At 68.5% G+C, this 16603-nt stretch carries 17 protein-coding genes; 9 read left to right on the top strand and 8 right to left on the bottom strand.

The window, feature by feature from the left end; translation table 11 throughout:
* Positions 1-70: 70 nt before the first annotated feature.
* From QAD21_RS19075 to QAD21_RS19060, 4 genes are all read left to right on the top strand, one after another.
* Positions 71-1963: a serine/threonine-protein kinase gene (locus tag QAD21_RS19075; protein WP_280360057.1), complete on the top strand. Its 1893-nt coding sequence runs from the start codon at positions 71-73 to the stop codon at positions 1961-1963.
* Complete coding sequence (locus QAD21_RS19070) at positions 1963-2607, top strand: hypothetical protein (protein ID WP_280360055.1); 645 nt, start codon at positions 1963-1965, stop codon at positions 2605-2607. Before QAD21_RS19075 ends, QAD21_RS19070 begins: the two co-directional genes overlap by 1 nt.
* A gap of 62 nt (positions 2608-2669) precedes the next feature.
* Positions 2670-2798: a hypothetical protein gene (locus QAD21_RS19065; protein ID WP_280360053.1), complete on the top strand. Its 129-nt coding sequence runs from the start codon at positions 2670-2672 to the stop codon at positions 2796-2798.
* Between the two features lie 131 nt (positions 2799-2929).
* A complete protein-coding gene (locus QAD21_RS19060; protein ID WP_078113636.1) occupies positions 2930-4330 on the top strand; it encodes a wax ester/triacylglycerol synthase family O-acyltransferase in 1401 nt (466 codons plus the stop codon).
* Between the two features lie 317 nt (positions 4331-4647).
* Here QAD21_RS19060 and QAD21_RS19055 read toward each other — a convergent pair whose 3' ends face one another.
* The 4 genes from QAD21_RS19055 to QAD21_RS19040 form a co-directional block, all read right to left on the bottom strand.
* Positions 4648-6669 carry an NAD(+) synthase gene (locus QAD21_RS19055; protein ID WP_280360050.1) on the bottom strand — a complete coding sequence of 674 codons (2022 nt, stop codon included), beginning with the start codon at positions 6667-6669 and terminating at the stop codon, positions 4648-4650.
* Between the two features lie 66 nt (positions 6670-6735).
* On the bottom strand, positions 6736-7560 hold the full coding sequence (gene nadE, locus QAD21_RS19050; protein WP_068970977.1) for an ammonia-dependent NAD(+) synthetase: 825 nt from the start codon (positions 7558-7560) through the stop codon (positions 6736-6738).
* A gap of 21 nt (positions 7561-7581) precedes the next feature.
* Entirely contained in the window at positions 7582-8076 is a 495-nt protein-coding gene (locus QAD21_RS19045) for a histidine phosphatase family protein (RefSeq protein ID WP_280360047.1), read from the bottom strand.
* Complete coding sequence (locus QAD21_RS19040) at positions 8073-8366, bottom strand: hypothetical protein (protein ID WP_280360045.1); 294 nt, start codon at positions 8364-8366, stop codon at positions 8073-8075. Before QAD21_RS19040 ends, QAD21_RS19045 begins: the two co-directional genes overlap by 4 nt.
* 115 nt (positions 8367-8481) lie before the next feature.
* Here QAD21_RS19040 and QAD21_RS19035 point away from each other — a divergent pair, with 115 nt between their 5' ends.
* On the top strand, positions 8482-9387 hold the full coding sequence (locus QAD21_RS19035; RefSeq protein ID WP_280360043.1) for a DMT family transporter: 906 nt from the start codon (positions 8482-8484) through the stop codon (positions 9385-9387).
* Positions 9388-9412: 25 nt separating this feature from the next.
* Here the strand turns inward: QAD21_RS19035 and QAD21_RS19030 are convergent, their stop codons facing one another.
* The gene (locus QAD21_RS19030) at positions 9413-9853 is read right to left on the bottom strand and encodes a flavodoxin domain-containing protein (RefSeq protein ID WP_280360041.1); all 441 of its coding nucleotides are present in this window, start codon (positions 9851-9853) and stop codon (positions 9413-9415) included.
* A gap of 159 nt (positions 9854-10012) precedes the next feature.
* Here QAD21_RS19030 and QAD21_RS19025 point away from each other — a divergent pair, with 159 nt between their 5' ends.
* From QAD21_RS19025 to mmsB, 3 genes are read left to right on the top strand one after another with little or no spacing between them, the layout of a single operon-like run.
* A complete protein-coding gene (locus tag QAD21_RS19025; protein WP_058253836.1) occupies positions 10013-11545 on the top strand; it encodes a CoA-acylating methylmalonate-semialdehyde dehydrogenase in 1533 nt (510 codons plus the stop codon).
* 6 nt (positions 11546-11551) lie between these two features.
* Positions 11552-12727 carry an acyl-CoA dehydrogenase family protein gene (locus QAD21_RS19020; protein WP_280360038.1) on the top strand — a complete coding sequence of 392 codons (1176 nt, stop codon included), beginning with the start codon at positions 11552-11554 and terminating at the stop codon, positions 12725-12727.
* A gap of 41 nt (positions 12728-12768) precedes the next feature.
* Positions 12769-13638: a 3-hydroxyisobutyrate dehydrogenase gene (gene mmsB, locus QAD21_RS19015; protein ID WP_078113642.1), complete on the top strand. Its 870-nt coding sequence runs from the start codon at positions 12769-12771 to the stop codon at positions 13636-13638.
* Positions 13639-13707: 69 nt separating this feature from the next.
* On the opposite strand, the gene QAD21_RS19010 is transcribed toward mmsB, so the two are convergent.
* From QAD21_RS19010 to QAD21_RS19000, 3 genes are all read right to left on the bottom strand, one after another.
* Positions 13708-14577, bottom strand: a complete 870-nt coding sequence (locus QAD21_RS19010) for a DUF559 domain-containing protein (protein ID WP_277243000.1) — start codon at positions 14575-14577, stop codon at positions 13708-13710.
* Between the two features lie 114 nt (positions 14578-14691).
* On the bottom strand, positions 14692-15195 hold the full coding sequence (locus QAD21_RS19005; protein WP_058253826.1) for a MarR family transcriptional regulator: 504 nt from the start codon (positions 15193-15195) through the stop codon (positions 14692-14694).
* Between the two features lie 72 nt (positions 15196-15267).
* Positions 15268-15864: a TetR/AcrR family transcriptional regulator gene (locus QAD21_RS19000; protein WP_068970985.1), complete on the bottom strand. Its 597-nt coding sequence runs from the start codon at positions 15862-15864 to the stop codon at positions 15268-15270.
* 51 nt (positions 15865-15915) lie between these two features.
* On the opposite strand from QAD21_RS19000, the gene QAD21_RS18995 reads away from it, so the two are divergent.
* Positions 15916-16407 (top strand): DUF4188 domain-containing protein, encoded by a 492-nt coding sequence (locus QAD21_RS18995; RefSeq protein WP_068970986.1) that lies wholly within the window; start codon positions 15916-15918, stop codon positions 16405-16407.
* Positions 16408-16603: the final 196 nt, after the last annotated feature.

The raw sequence follows: 16603 nt of genomic DNA, 5'->3' as shown, positions 1-16603 counted from the left end.
ACCGCGTTTCGCGACACTCGGTACCATTCGTCCCCAGCACAGCCACCGCACACGGATCGGTGAGGACGTCATGTACCAGGTAGGGGACCTGATCGCGGGGTACCGCGTCCTCGACGTGCTCGGACGCGGCGGCATGGGCGAGGTCTACCAGGCCGCGCATCCCCGGCTGCCGCGCGCCGACGCCCTGAAGGTGCTCCGTTCGGTCCACGCCGCGGACCCGGTCTTCCGCGCGCGGTTCGAACGCGAAGCCGACATCGTCGCGCCGCTGCACCATCCCAACATCGTGGCCGTCTACGACCGTGGTGTGTTCGACGAGTTGCTGTGGATCGCGATGGAGTACGTGCCGGGCACCGACGCGGCCCGGATGCTCGCCCGCGAGTCGCCCCTCGACCCCGGTCTCGCGTGCACGATCATCGCCGGGGCGGCGGCGGGCCTGGACGCGGCGCACCGGCGCGGCGTCATGCACCGGGACATCAAACCCGCCAACATCCTCATCACGCCGGGGTCGGACGGCGCCACCGACAGCGCCCCGGAGGCCGTCAAACTCACCGACTTCGGCATCGCCCAGGTCCTCGACGAGGTGACCCACCTGACCGGCACCGGGATCACCATCGGGACCATGCGCTACGCCTCCCCGGAGCAGATCGAGGGGTTGCGCGTCGACGGCCGGAGCGACATCTATTCCCTCGCTGCCACTGCGTACGAACTCCTCACCGGTGCACCGCCGTTCGATTCACCGTCGCTGCACGGACTGATGACCGCGCACATGCACCACGAACCCCCGTCGGCGAGCGCCCGCAATCGGGCGTTGCCCGCCGGGGTCGACGCCGTGCTCGCGCGGGCGATCGCCAAGGAGCCGGGTCGCCGTCACCCGACGGCGGGGGAGTTCGCCGCCGCGCTCGCCGACGTCTTCGATTCCCGCGCAACGCTCATCGGCCCGGCAATCCGGCCCGAGCCCTCGACCGAGCCCCCGGCCGGGACCGCCGCCGGGACCGCGCCGGTCGGTCCGGAACCGAGTCCGGGGTTCCGGCACGTCGGCGCCGGCATCGCGGGGAGCACGGGGTACACGCCACCGCCTGTGCAACCGGGTCCGTCGCAGATTTGGCCATCCGATGACGATGCGACGCAACCCACTTCGGTCCGTCGGCCTCGCCACCTCGCCGCGATCGGCATCGTGGCGGTGCTCGTCGCCGGGATCCTCGGCGCCGGAATCGGTTTCGCACGCATGTCGGCCACCTCCCTGGACACCCCCGATCCCCCGGACGTGGAGGTCACGACCACCGCTGTCGAACTGACCTGGAACGGCGTGGCCGGGGCCACCGACTACGTGGTGACCCAGAACGAGGACGTGATCTATTCCGGGCCCGCCACCGAGTTCACGGCGCCCCGGCCGGTTCCCGGCATGTACACGTATCAGGTCGCGGCGCACGACGGCGGCCGGGTGTCGGACTTCTCCCGGAACTCCGAACAGGTCGATGTCTTCATGACGTGGGGCGAGCTGCAACCCATCGCCGACCTGTACCACGACCTGATCCCGGCCACGCCGCTGAGCACCAACGGCTTCGACGCGATGCGCTGCTGGGGCGAGGACGGCGATCTCGCGTTCTCGTCGAGCAAACGCACCGTGTCGTGTACCCGCGACGCCGACGCCGCGACCGGCGACGACAGCGGGCGGCCGTCGGACCCGGGTGTGGCGGCGTATCAGGTGATCGTCGACACCTACGAGACCCCGGAGGAAGCGGTCGCGGCGGCGAAGGTGACCGCCCACGACCTCCGCGGCGTCGACTACACCACCGCGCAGGGGCACACTGGCACGCTGTACCTGTCGGACAAGCAGCGGGATCAGGGGCAGGCGATCCTCACCTTCGACGACGGCGACCATGCCCGCTCGGTGGTGTGGGTGGTCGTCCCGGGTGAGCCCGCCGCCGCAGCCGGCGACGTCCTGAGAAGGCTGCCGATCTGATGACCTCGCCGACACCCTCGACGTCCCCCACCACGACACCGCGCTCGCCACGCCGGTTCGAGTCGGGTCCGTGGCTCATCGGGCTGATCGTGCTCGTCGCCGCGGTGGTCGCCGTCGGCGGCTTCGTCGTGGTCCGGTCGGTGACCGCGCCCGACGCGCCGGACACCCCCGGCGGCCTGACCCTGCAGGCGCGACCGGGACGGGTGGTCGCGTCGTGGGACCCGGTGTCCGGGGCGTCGGCCTATCAGCTGCTCCGCGGCGACGGCTACGTCGTCCACCAGGGACCCGAGACCTCCGCCGAGGACGTGAGTGTGCCTGCCGGAGAACATGATTACCGGGTCATCGCGATCCGCGCGGGTGTGTACTCCGAGCCCGGGCCCGTGCAGCGGGTCCGGACGGGCGCGAGCTGGGGGGAGTTCGCGCCGCTGGTGGCGCAGTTCCCGGAGCTGCTCCCGCAGGCCCCCGACACCGCGGCGCAGTGGATGAACACCGAGTGCATCCGCCGATACTCCGGCGGTCGCGACGAGGTCGGCCGTCGGAGACCGGAGCGGGTCAGGTGCGCACCGTGTTCGTCGTCCGATGTGCCGCGGGCTCGGTCGATCGCCCCTTCGGGGTGTTCTGGTTCGCGTCCCGAGATGCGCTGAACGCGGAGTACTCGCGTTCCTCGGAGACGTCGCGGCCGGTGCGATGGCGGCACGGGACGGGGTTGATCGACGAGAACGGACGCGGGGTCTTCAAGATCACCGACGACCCGTCGCGCGAGCTGGCCATGATCGTCGTCCTCGAAACGGATGGACAGGACATTCTGGACATGGTCGACTCGCTGCCGCTCTGAGCCGGGATCATCTGGCATCTCGACGCCGTCACGGCTGTGCCGGAACCGACCCCGCCGGGGTCGTCACGTGCGGCATGATGGCGTGGGGTGCCCACGGGGTCGGGTGCCGACGTCGAGGGAAGGCGAATCCCATGCAGCGCTTGAGCGGACTGGACGCATCGTTTCTCTACCTCGAGACGCGCTCGCAATTGATGCATGTCATCGGTCTGTTCGAGATCGATCCGAGCACCATGCCGGGCGGCTACCGGTTCGACAAACTCCGCGCCGAGATGGAACGACGCATCGCTGCCATACCCGCGTTCCGGCGGAAACTCGACAACTCGCTGTTCAACATCGACCACCCGGTGTGGATCGAGGACGACGACTTCGACATCGAGCGGCACGTGCACCGGGTCGGCGTGCCGGCCCCCGGCGGCGCCCGCGAGGTCGCCGAACTGTGCGGTCACCTGGCCGGGCAGACGCTCGACCGCGGCAAGCCGCTGTGGGAGCTGTGGATCATCGAGGGTCTCGCCGACGGCCGGGTCTGCGCGATGCTGCGCATGCACCACGCCGGGACCGACGGTGTGACCGGCGCCGAGATGCTCGCCCAGATGTGCACGCTCACGCCCGAACCGCCGGATCTCGACGCCGAGAAGGTGGGGGAGTCGGCCGGCCCGTCGTCGCGCGTCGCGATGGCCGCGGGCGGCGCGGTCAACTACTTCGTGCAGCGGCCCCTCGCCATGGCCAAACTGCTCCCCCGCACGTTGAGCGTGCCCGTCGGCTGGTTCCGTCGGGCACAACAAGATTCGGCGATGCCCGCACCGTTCCGTGCCCCGCGGACCCGGTTCAACGCGCCCATCACGCCGCACCGCAGCATCGCCGTCACCCAGCTCTCGCTCGACGATGTGAAGCGAGTGAAAGACCACTTCGAGGTGAAGCTCAACGACGTAGTGCTCGCGATGGTCGGCGGGGCGCTGCGCACCTACCTGCTCGGCCACGACGAGCTCCCCGATCGTCCGCTGGTCGGGATGGTCCCGGTCTCGGTGCACGGCGCCGACGAGAAGGACCTCGTCGTCGAGGGCACCAACAAGGTGACCGGCATGTTCACCCTGCTGTCCTCCGACGAGCCCGACCCGGTCGCGCGGCTGCGGAAGCAGGCAGAGCTGAGCCGGACCTCGAAGGAGCACCACGCCGAGATCGACGCGAACATCCTGCGGTCCTGGGCGCAGTTCGCTCCCGGTACGACACTGTCCACCGCGATGAAGATCTACGGCGACCGCAACTGGGCGTCGGCGCATCCGCCGGTGTTCAACGTCCTGGTGTCCAACGTCGCCGGCCCGGATTTCCCGCTGTACTTCCTCGGCGCGCGCGTGACCGGCGTCTACCCGCTGGGCCCGATCATGCATGGCCTGGGACTCAACATCACGGTCTTCTCCGCCGACGGCAACCTCAACATCGGCATCGTCGGCTGTACCGATCAGACCCCGGACCCGTGGGCCATCGCGAACGCCTTCGACGACGAGATCAAGCAGCTGCTGGCCGCCTGCGACTGAGGCGAGAGAACCGCATGACCCCTGGTCACGTGTGTTCTCCGAGGAGCGGCCGGAGCTTGCGGAGGGCGCGACCACCCTGCTCGCTAACCCGAAAGAACGACATAACCATTGCTCCCTGAGGTGCGAGGAGCGCCAGCGACGAGCCACGAAGGGCCTGGTGAGACAGGTTGCGGAGCCCTTCGTGGCTCGCTTCGCTCGCACCTCAGGGAGCAGAGATGTGGACGCTCAAGAGTGTTCTGTCGTAGTCCACGACGGCCGCCTGGCCGCAGGTACTGAGGAGCGGCCGGAGCTTGCGCAGGGCGCGACCACCCGCCGCACTAGCCCCCGGCGAGCTGGTCCAGCCAGACCCGCGCCGACGCATCCGAGGGTGAACGCCAGTCGCCGCGCGGGGACAGCGACCCGCCCGATCCGATCTTGGGGCCGTTGGGCATCGCCGAGCGCTTGAACTGATTGCCCATGAACCGCTTCAGGAACACCGCGAGCCAGTGCTCGATGGTCGCGGTGTCGTACTCGTTGCGCTTGTCCTCGGTCAGCAGATCCGACCACGGGCCACGGCTGCGGTCACCCCACGCCTGCCGCGCGAGATAGGCGATCTTGCTCGGGCGATAACCGAAGCGCGTCAGGTGATAGAGGAAGAAGTCGTGCAGCTCGTAGGGGCCGACGGTGTCCTCGGTGCTCTGGATCCGGCCGTCGTCGCCGGCGGGGACGAGTTCGGGGGAGATGACGTCGTCGAGGATCTCGACGAGCGTCTCGGTGGTCTCGGCGGTGTGGTGTCCGCTGGTGATCATCCACCGGATCAGGTGCTGGATCAGCGTTTTCGGCACCGACCCGTTGACGTTGTAGTGCGACATCTGGTCGCCGACGCCGTAGGTGCACCATCCGAGCGCGAGTTCGGAGAGATCGCCGGTCCCGAGCACGATGGCACCGTTGGCGTTCGCGAGCCGGAACAGGTGTGAGGTCCGCTCACCGGCCTGCACGTTCTCGAAGGTGACGTCGTAGACCTTCTCGCCGCGCGCGTACGGATGGTCGAGGTCGGCGAGCATCTGCTCGCAGGACGGCCGGATGTCGATCTCCGCGCCGCTCACGCCGAGCGAGTTCATCAGCGCGTGGGCGCGCCGCAGCGTCGGGCCACCGGTCGCGAAGCCGGGCATCGTGTAACCGAGGATGTTGGTGCGCGGCAGGCCGAGCCGGTCGAAGGTGTCGACCGCGACGAGGAGTGCGAGCGTCGAGTCCAGGCCACCGGACACCCCGATGACGATCTTCTCCAGACCCGTCGAGCGCAGTCGTTGGGCCAGGCCCTGGACCTGGATGGAGCGGACCTCTGCGCAGCGTTCGTCGCGGTCGGCGGAATCCGCTGGGACATAAGGGAATCGGGGAACCACCCGCCGGACGACATCGTCGTCGGACAGGTATCCGAAGTCGAAACCGATGCGACGCAACGACTTCAATCGGTCGGAGTGATCGCCGACCTGGTCCCGGAGGCTGATCATCCGCATGCGTTCCTGCCGCAGGCGGTCGAGATCGATGTCGGCGGTGATGATCTGGTCGATCGTCGCGAACTGTTCACTGCGGGCGAGGAGCGAACCGTTCTCGGTGATGAGGGCATCGCCGTCCCAGGCGAGGTCGGTGGTCGACTCGCCGTACCCGGCAGCGACGTACACGTGGGCCGAGATGGTCCGCGCGGAATGCCCGGTGCACAGGTTGGTGCGGTAGCTCTCCTTGCCGATGGTGACCGGGCTGCCCGACAGGTTGGCCAGCACGGTCGCGCCGCCGAGAGCTGCCCAGGTACTCGGTGGGATCGCCACCCAACCGTCTTCGCAGATCTCGACGAACAATGCGAAACCCGGCAGATCGCGGGCCTCGAAGACGAGATCGGCACCGAACGGGACCTCGTCGTCGCCGATCCGCACGGTCGTGGGGATCGCGTCGCGCGCCGCGGCGAAGAAGCGCTGCTCGTAGAACTCGCGGTAGTTCGGTAGATACGACTTCGGGACCACCCCCAGGACCGCGCCGTCGTGGATCACGGCGGCGCAGTTGTACAGGCCGTCACCCACGCGCATCGGTAGTCCGACGCAGAGAACCGGCTTCAGCCCGGCACTGGCGGTCACGATGTCGTCGAGCGCGGTGCGGCAACCGTCGAGGAGGGCGTCCTGGTGGAAGAGGTCGTCGACGCTGTACCCGCACAGCCCGAGTTCGGGGAAGACGACCAGGCAGGCGCCGTCGTCAGCGGCCTGCGTCGCGAGTTCGACTGTGCGCGCGGCGTTGACCGCGGGTTCGGCGAGCGTCAGGACGGGTACGGCTCCGGCGACGCGGGCGAATCCGTTTGCGTAGACAGACACTCCGACACCCTAATCGCGGACAGGCCGTCGTGTGGGGTCCGCCGAACGCGCCGGCTGGGCGCAGCGCTAGGACCGCCACCACGTGTCGTCGACCTCGACGGGGGTGGTGCGCTTGTGCCGGTTGCGGTGCCAGGCCGCCTCGATCTTCTCCGCGGCGTCCTCGGGGATCTCGCGCCCCTCGAGGTAGTCGTCGATGTCGTCGTAGCGCAGGCCGAGTTCGTCCTCGTCGGTCTGTCCGGCCTTCTCGTCCAGCAGGTCGGCGGTCGGGACCTTTTCCCACAGCTGCTGCGGCGCATCCAGGTGGCGCAGGAGGGCACGCCCCTGCCGCTTGTTCAGGCCGGAGAGCGGCAGCACGTCGGCCGCACCGTCGCCGTGTTTGGTGAAGAAGCCGGTGACGTTCTCGGACGCATGATCGGAGCCGATCACCAGCAACCCGCGGTCACCGGCGAGGGCGTACTGCGCGACCATGCGGTGCCGCGCTTTGGCGTTGCCCTTGGTGAAGTCGGTGAGCCGGGTGCCGGTGGCCTGTTCGATCTCGTCGTCGAGGGCATCCACGCCGGGTGCCACGTTGACGGTCACGACCTCGTCGGCGCCGATGAATTCGAGGGCCGCGGCCGCGTCGTCCTCGTCGTGCTGCACGCGGTAGGGCAGCCGCACGCCCATGAAGGTCGCGTCACCGCCGTCGGACCGGATGCGTTCGGCGGCGAGCTGGGCGAGCTTCCCGGCCAGGCTGGAGTCGACGCCGCCGGAGATGCCGAGTACGTAACCCTTGGCGCCGGTGGCGCGGAGGTAGTCGACGAGGAATCCGACCCGCCGCTCCACCTCCTCGCCGGGGTCGATCGAAGACTTCACGGCGAGGGCGTCGATGATGGTTCGCTGGATCTCACGCATGGTCCCAGTGTGCGCCATCGGTCACCCCTCGCGTGGGATCCGCACGCCGACGAGGTGGGCTTCGGGGTCCGGGGCCATCCCGATCCGGTCCCACTCGTGGGAGATGCCGACGACCGCATAAGCCGAGGTGGGGAAGCGTTCGATGGACCCGTGCGGATCGAGCGTCAGTGCGGTCGACGGCATCCCGGGCTCGTGGCCGACGACGAGGATCGTCCGCGCGTCGGCGGGCGCGTGGACGCGGATGGCCTCCAGGATCTCCTCGGGCGCGCCGCCGTAGATGTCCTCGACGAAGGTCACGGGCGCATCGATGCCGGTTCGGGCGAGCGTCTGGCGCGTTCGCGTCGATGTCGAGCACAGCACCGCGTCGATCCGCAGGCCCTCATCGGCCATCCAGCGCCCGGCGAGGGCGGCCTGCCGATCGCCGCGCTCGGCCAGCGGACGGTCGTGGTCGGGCGTCGCGGGTGGATAACCCGACTTGCCGTGCCGCATCAGGACCAGCGTGCGGGTCCGGCTCATGCGGCGCCGTGCCGGCCACGGTCCCGGGCGTGGGATTCGGACCCCGACTCGGCGCTGATCATCCGCAGGACCCGCACGGTCGCGCGCCAGGCGGCGGCCTCCTGGCGGAGGTAGGCCGCGTGCTCGTCGTTACCGCGGGCCTCGGCCTCGTCGGCGGCGACGTCGAACTCCAGGTACTCGTCCACGGCACAGTCGATGAGCTCACCCACCGAGGTGCAGTCGGTGCAGGCCACCTCGATCGCGGCGGCGTCGAGGGTGGCCAGTCGTTCCAGATCTGACCGATAACGCATGGGTTCGAATCTACGGTGTCCGGGCAGGCCGTTGGTGTTACGACACCGTCGATGTCGCCCGGGACGACCCCGGCCGGGACCGCGACCGCGGCTCACCGCCGTTACCCTGGGGATCGTGCACACCTGGGTGCCCGCGCTCCTCGCGGTGCTGGCCGCGTTGATGATCGCGGCCGGTACCGTGTTGCGTCAGCGCGCCTCCCGGGTCAACGGTGCGATCACCCCGGGATGGTGGGCCGGTGCGGCGATCGCGCTGTGCGGCTTCGGTTTGCAGGCCTCGGCACTGGGTCTCGGCTCCATCCTGCTCGTGCAACCGCTCGTCGTGCTCGCCGTGCTGTTCGCCCTTCCGCTCGAGGCGTGGGCCGATCATCGGCACCCGGCCCGCATCGAGTGGGCCTGGGGCGGGGTTCTCGTCGCGTGCGTGGTGACGTTCCTGATCGTGGCGCGTCCCGAACCGTCGATGCGACGCCCCGATGCTCTCCTGCTGTGGGGCACCGTGGGAGCGGTCATCGGCGTCGTGGTCGCGCTGGTGATCTTCGCCCACCGCTCGAGTCCGCACTACAAGGCACTGTTCTACGGGCTCGTCGCCGGCATCCTGTTCGGCGTGTCGGCGTTGCTGGTGAAGACCGTGATCTACCAGATCACGCACCACTTCTGGCGTACCTTCGTCCACCCCGAGATCTATCTCTTCGTGCTGGTGGTGGTCTGCGCCATCCTCGCCCAGCAGATGGGGTTCGGCGCCGGTGATCTGCAGACGTCGTTCCCGTCGATGACCGTCGCCGAGCCGGCCGTCGCGATGGTGCTCGGTGTGCTGCTGCTCGGTGAGAACCTGAAGGTGTCGGTACCGACCGCGCTGTTCCTCGGCATCGTGCTCGCGATCATGGTGCGCGCCGTGTGTGAACTCGCGAAGCTGTCGGCCGTGCGCGGATACGAGCAGGCGGTGGCGGCGGAGGAGTCCGCCGCAGCCGACGCCGCAGCGGACGCGGGCCCGGCGGCGGGCGCGACGTCACGACCGGCGGGTTGACCGGCCGCGTCGACGTCAGGCGCGCTCAGATCTCCTGGGAGATGCTCTCGGCCCACTCGGCGGCCTGTTTCGCCGGCTTGATGGGCGAGGAGTTGTCGTGGCGGGCGTGCTCGCCGACCTGGACCGCGCCGCGCTTGGTGAGCATCTCGGCGACGATCTCGCCGCCGCGGTTGAACGTGTCGTAGATCGAGTCCCCGAGACCGAAGACCGCGAAGCGGAGACCGGTGAGGTCCGGGTTCACGCTCTCGAGTTCGTCGGCGAAGGGCTCGGCACCGGTCGGCAGCTCGCCTTCGCCGTAGGTCGAGCACACGATGACGAGGAAGTCCTCGGGGTCGAGGTCCTCGACCGCGTACTCGCTCATGTCGTAGATCGACGGATCGTGGTCGGCGGCCAGCGTGTCGGCGATGGCGTCGGCGACGAGCTCACCGTTCCCGGTTTCGGTTCCGTAGAGGATGACGACCGACATGTGAACTCCTCTCGACGTCGGCGTTTTCGCTAAGCGAGGGTAGCCTAACCCGCCCGTCGAGGCGAAATCCCAGTTGAGAGGGGTTGGAAGAAATACTTGGATGTCCTACTATGTGGTGACACCGGCCATACCCCCCCAACGAAGTCGAAGGTGATCTCCGTGTCCGCTCCTGCTGTCCCCTCGATCCCGCACTACCTGAACGGCAAGCGCGTCACCGCCGAGGGCGGCCGCTTTGCTGACGTCTTCAATCCGAGCACCGGCGCCGTGCAGTCCCAGGTTCCGCTGGCGTCCACCGACGAGGTCGCCGCCGCGATCGCGACCGCATCGGCCGCGCAGAAGGAGTGGGCCGCCTGGAACCCGCAGCGGCGCGCCCGCGTCCTCATGCGGTTCGTCGACCTGGTCAACAAGAACGCCGATGAGCTCGCGACCACGCTGTCTCTCGAGCACGGCAAGACCCACGCCGATGCGCTCGGCGACATCCAGCGCGGCGTCGAGGTGATCGAGTTCGCGATCGGCATCCCGCACCTCATCAAGGGTGAGTTCACCGCAGGTGCCGGCGGCGGCATCGATGTGCACTCCATCCGTCAGCCGCTCGGTGTCGTCGCGGGCATCACCCCGTTCAACTTCCCAGCGATGATCCCGTTGTGGAAGGCCGGACCGGCGCTCGCGTGCGGCAACGCCTTCATCCTCAAGCCCAGCGAGCGCGATCCGTCCGTGCCGGTGCGGCTGGCCGAGCTGTTCACCGAGGCGGGCCTGCCCGACGGTGTGTTCCAGGTCGTCCACGGCGACAAGGAGGCGGTCGACGCGCTGCTGACCCACCCGGACGTCAAGGCCCTCGGCTTCGTCGGCAGCTCCGACATCGCGCAGTACATCTACTCGACCGCGGCCGCCCACGGGAAGCGCTCACAGTGCTTCGGTGGCGCCAAGAACCACGCGATCATCATGCCCGACGCCAACCTCGACCAGGTCGTCGACGCGCTGATCGGTGCGGGCTACGGCAGCGCCGGTGAGCGCTGCATGGCGATCAGCGTCGCGGTCCCGGTCGGCGAGCAGACCGCAGACCGGTTGCGCGCCAAGCTGATCGACCGGGTCAACGCACTGCGCGTCGGTCACAGCCTGGACCCCAAGGCCGACTACGGCCCCCTGGTCACCGCCGCCGCCCTCGAGCGGGTCCGCGGGTTCATCGACAAGGGTGCCGAGGAGGGTGCCGAGGTCGTCATCGACGGACGTGAGCGCGCCAACAACGAGCAGACCTTCGGCGACGAGGACATCTCGAAGGGCTTCTTCATCGGCCCGACCCTGTTCGACCACGTCACCAAGGACATGACCATCTACACCGAGGAGATCTTCGGACCGGTCCTGTCGATCGTGCGCGCCGGCGACTACGAGGAGGCCCTCGCCTTGGCGTCGGATCACCAGTACGGCAACGGCGTCGCGATCTTCACCCAGGACGGCGACGCCGCCCGCGACTTCACCGCTCGGGTCGACGTCGGCATGGTCGGCGTGAACGTGCCGATCCCGGTTCCGGTGGCGTACTACACCTTCGGCGGATGGAAGCGCTCGGGCTTCGGCGACCTCAATCAGCACGGCCCGGCGTCGATCCAGTTCTACACCAAGACCAAGACGGTCACGACGCGGTGGCCCTCGGGCATCAAGGACGGCGCCGAGTTCGTCATCCCGACGATGGACTGATCGGCGTTGACGACTTTCGCCGACGCCGCACTCGCCCGGCTCGACGGTGACGAACGTGTCATCGTCGAGACCGCGGCGGGTTTCGCGGCCAAGAAACTGGCGCCGTTCGCGCTCGAATGGGATGCCACGAACCACTTCCCGGTCGACGAGTTGCGTGAGGCCTCGGAACTCGGGATGGGTGCCATCTACTGTGCCGAGGATTCCGGCGGCAGTGGCCTGCGGCGCCTCGACGGGGTGCGCATCTTCGAGCAACTGGCGTACGCCGATCCGGCCGTCGCGTCGTTCCTGTCCATCCACAACATGTGCACGTGGATGGTCGACGAGTACGGCACCGACGAACAACGTTCGACGTGGGTGCCGCGCCTGGCGACGATGGAGACGGTCGCGAGTTACTGCCTGACCGAGCCGGGTGCCGGCTCCGACGCGGCGGCGCTCGCCACGCGTGCCGAGCGGTCCGGCGACGAGTACGTGCTCACCGGGGTCAAACAGTTCATCTCCGGGGCCGGGTCGTCGGACCTCTACGTCATCATGGCGCGCACCGGTGACGCCGGACCCAAGGGCATCTCCACGTTCTTGGTCGAGAAGGATTCGCCCGGACTGAGTTTCGGTGCGCAGGAGCACAAGATGGGCTGGCATGCGCAGCCCACCGCCCAGGTCATCCTCGACGAGGTGCGGGTGCCCGCGGGCAACCTCCTCGGCGGCACCGAGGGCATCGGGTTCGGCATCGCGATGAACGGCCTGAACGGCGGCCGCATCAACATCGCGGCGTCGTCGCTCGGTGGGGCGCAAGCCGCCTTCGACAAGGCGGCGGCCTATGTCGCGAGTCGCCGCGCGTTCGGCAACGCGCTCATCGACGAGCCGACCATCCGGTTCACCCTCGCCGACATGGCCACCTCGCTGCAGGCGTCCCGGCTCATGTTGTGGCAGGCGGCGACGGCGCTCGACGATGGCGCGTCCGACAAGGTCGAACAGTGCGCGATGGCGAAGCGTTTCGTCACCGACACCTGCTACGAGGTCGCCGACCAGGCGCTACAGCTGCACGGCGGATACGGGTATCTCACCGAGTACGGAATCGAGAAAATCGTCCGCGACCTCCGTGTGCACCGCATCCTGGAGGGGACCAACGAGATCATGCGGGTCGTGCTCGGCCGCTCGATCGCGACCCGCTACCGGGACAGCTGACACTTCGCTTTAGACAACCACTTTCGTAGGAAGCAGAGACAATGACGACGATCGCCTTCCTCGGCCTCGGCAACATGGGTGGCCCGATGGCCGCCAATCTGGTGAAAGCCGGTCACACCGTCCGCGGTTTCGATCCGGTACCCGAGGCGGTGAAGACCGCGCAGGACAACGGCATCGCGACCTTCCCGGCCGCCATCGAGGCCGTGTCCGCCGCCGAGGTCGTGGTGACGATGCTGCCCAACGGCGGCATCGTGAAGAAGCTGTATGACGAGATCCTGCCGGCAACTCCGACCGGAGCCCTGTTCATCGACTCGTCGACGATCTCGGTCGACGACGCGCGGGACATCCACCAGCGCGCCACCGAGCACGGCTTCGCACAGGTCGACGCCCCGGTCTCGGGTGGGGTGAAGGGTGCGGTCGCCGGCACCCTGGCGTTCATGGTCGGCGGCGAGGACGAGGCCTTCGCCGCAGCGCGCACGACCCTGGATCCCATGGCGGGCAAGATCATCCACTGCGGTGCCGCGGGTGCCGGCCAGGCCGCCAAGGTGTGCAACAACATGGTGCTCGCCGTCCAGCAGATCGCGGTGGGGGAGGCCTTCGTGCTCGCCCAGAAGCTGGGCCTCGACGACCAGGCGCTCTACGACGTGATCACCGGCGCCACGGGCAACTGCTGGGCCGTCGAGACCAACTGCCCCGTTCCCGGGCCGGTCCCCACCTCGCCGGCGAACAACGACTTCAAGCCGGGCTTCGCGACCGCCCTGATGAACAAGGACCTCGGTCTAGCGATGGACGCCGTCGCCAGCACCGGCGCCCGTGCGCCGTTGGGCACCCACGCCGCACAGCTCTACCGCGGCTTCGCCGAACAGCACGCGGACCTCGACTTCAGCGCGATCATCACGTCGCTGCACTAGGTCGTTCGCCGACCTCACGAGATCCGTATGACGTTGTGCCCGGTTTCCGGGCACAACGTCATACGCGTTTCAGGCGGCCGCTCGTCGGAGCACGGCCCTGACGTCCGCGGCGACCTGGGCGGGCCGGTCGACGAGGTCGGTCCACGTGAAGTTGAGGACAGTCCATCCGTTGGCGGTGAGCAGGTTGCGCTTGGTGCGGTCGCGCTGGAAGGCCGCGGCGTCGCGGTGGAAGGAGAAGCCGTCGATTTCGACTGCGACCTTCCTGTCGGGAAAGGCGAAATCGATGACGTAGCCGTAGGCGGGCATGTTCGGCATCCAGCCGGAGATCCCAGCGGCGGTCAGCAGTTCGGTGGTGAGTCGTTCGGCTTCCGATCGTGCTCCGTCGCCGAGGAGTTTCAGATAGGCAGCGACGCGCGGTGCTCCGTGGCGATTGGGGTAGCGGTCGTGGGCGGCGCGGAGGGCGTCGAGGGTGACGCGGGTGCCGAGTAGTGCTGAATCGAGGATGCTGATCCCGAGGTCGAGGGAGGCGTCGAGGACGGACAGCGCGGCGCTCGTTGTTCGGAGGCCTTGATGCTCGGTGATGTCGTCGTCGTGTAGTCGCCGGAACCGGACCACCGCGGTCGCGGACGAGCGTCGGGCGCTGCCGCGGGTCGGGGTGTAGACGAGGTGTTTTCGGGGTTCGGTGTCGTGCAGTCCGAGCCACCAGGCGGCCGCTGGTCCGCCGAGTACCGCCGTGTTGTGCACCGACAGGACCGCGATGCGGGCTTGAGCCCGGGCTGTGCGGTGGTGCCCGGCGACGAGGTACACCCCCCGTGCTACCGCTTTCCACTCGCCGGCAGCGACTTTGCGTTGGATCGTCGACGAGCTCGCACCGCAGTCGCGCGCTTCTCTGGTGGAGAACACGCCGTCCCGGCGGGCAGTGAGTTCGGCGAGATCCATGGGGTTTCGACGCAGACGATGACCGCGCGGTTCCATCGCCGAGCAGCTGTGCGAATCCGTATGACGTCGAACCCGGATTCCGGGCACAACCTCATACGGATTCCGCGCGCCGATTCAGAAGTCCCCGTTGTGCTTGCGAAGCGACTGGATGGCGCCGACGAGGCCGGTCATCTCGTCGTCGGACATGCCGACGTTGCCGAACACCTCGCGGTTGAGGGTCTCCGTGGCGTCGCCCACCGTCTTGCGGCCGAGGTCGGTGATCTCGACGAGCGTGGTACGTCCATCGGTGGGGTGCGGGACGCGGCGGACGAGCCCGCCCTCCTCGAGGCGACGGATCGCGTGGGTCACGCTGGTCACGTGGACCTGGAGCCGATCACTGGCCTTGGTGATCGGCAGGGACCCCTGACGCGAGAACGCCAGCAGGCGGAGCAGTTCGAAGCGGGAGAAGCTGAGATCGAACGGACGCAGGGCGGCCTCGACACGGGCGAGCAGGATCTGATGGGCGCGCATCACCGACGTCACCGCGACCATGCCGTCGGCCACCTCGCCCCACCCCGCCTGGGTCCAGTTCTCCCGTGCTTCGGCGATGGGGTCGAAATCCATGCTGCGCCCTGCCATACCGACACCCTAGTGGGGTGTCTCCGAAGGAGGCGAGACGTACCGACGGTGCGCGTGCCCTCGTCCGGCCGGTCAGGCACCAGGAGTTCGCCATCCGTCGATGATGGCCGTCGCCGCGGCCATCGGGTCGGCGCCGGCCGGGTAGTTGCCGGACAGGAGCAGCGTCGCGGTCCCGTGCACCTGTGCCCACAACGATGCGACGACTGTGTCGATGTCCGCGGTGCGGAGTGCGCCCGAGGAGATGGCTCGCTCGACTCCCTCGCGCAACGGCGTGATCGCACGGGTCGCGGCCGAGCGGGTCTCCTCGGTGCGCTCGACCCCGGCGAGCACGTCCCCGAACATCAGCTCGTAGAGGCGCGGATTCTCGAGCGCCCACCCGACGTAGGCGACCCCCAGGCCGGCGAGCGTCGCCGGGTCGGTTGCGGCGACGCTCGCGGAGCGCTGGGCCCGCGCGAACGAATCGAAGGCCCGCACCAGGATCGCGCGGGACAGGCCCTCCTTGTTGCCGAACAGCGAGTAGACGGCGGTGGTGGAAGTGTCGGCGGCGCGAGCGACCTCCCGCACCGACAGCGCACCGATGCCGTCGGCGGCCACCATGCGAACCGCCTCGTCGAGGAGCCGGACACGGACGTCTTCGGTGTGGGATCGGGGTCTTGCCATGTCCGCAATCGTTTCATAACATCGTTTCGTAACAACGTTACAAAATGTCCTGGAGGTCTCATGTCCGCTCGCCGAGCCGCCCGCATGACCAACGACGCCCCGCCGCCGGGCACGACGGTGTTCTTGATCGGGATGCGGGTGACGCGACCCTGGCGGGTACGCGCCTGGTTACCGGTGCTTACGTCGATGTCCCGGATGCTGATCCACCTCCGGCGCCGACCGGATGCGGGCATGCTCGACGCGCGCCTCTATCTGGGCGGTTCGCCGATGGTGTTGTCGTACTGGCGCAGCGCCGAGGATCTCCGACGGTTCGCGTCCGACCCCGACGCCCCGCATCTGTCCATGTGGCGGTGGTTCAATCGCGAGCTCGCCGACACCGACTCGGTCGGGATCTGGCACGAGACCTACGTCATCGGCGAACACGAGACCATCTCGAGCGGGATGCCCCCGCAGGGCCTGGCCCGGGCGGTCGGGTGGCACCCCGTGGGGCCGGGAACCGCAACCGCCTCGGCTCGGTTGACGCGCAACCGGCCGGCCCCGCAACGTGGCTGACCCAGGGCAGTTGCGTTCGCTTTTTGTCGTTCATCAGTCGTGTCGTCTCAGCGAATGACGTCGACGATCATCTGGTTCCGAGTCGTCGACATCGGCATCGCATTCCCGATGAGTCCGGCCCGGCGCCAAACGCTGAACATGGATAAACGATTCGTTAGCAATGACACCTAAAGATGATCCGTCCATTCTGGGCGAT

Origin of the sequence: Gordonia sp. SMJS1, assembly GCF_029866425.1 — a bacterium.
Lineage (GTDB): Bacteria > Actinomycetota > Actinomycetes > Mycobacteriales > Mycobacteriaceae > Gordonia > Gordonia hongkongensis.
Note: the sequence above shows the minus strand (reverse complement) of the source record. Positions and strands in the feature narration are given on the sequence as shown.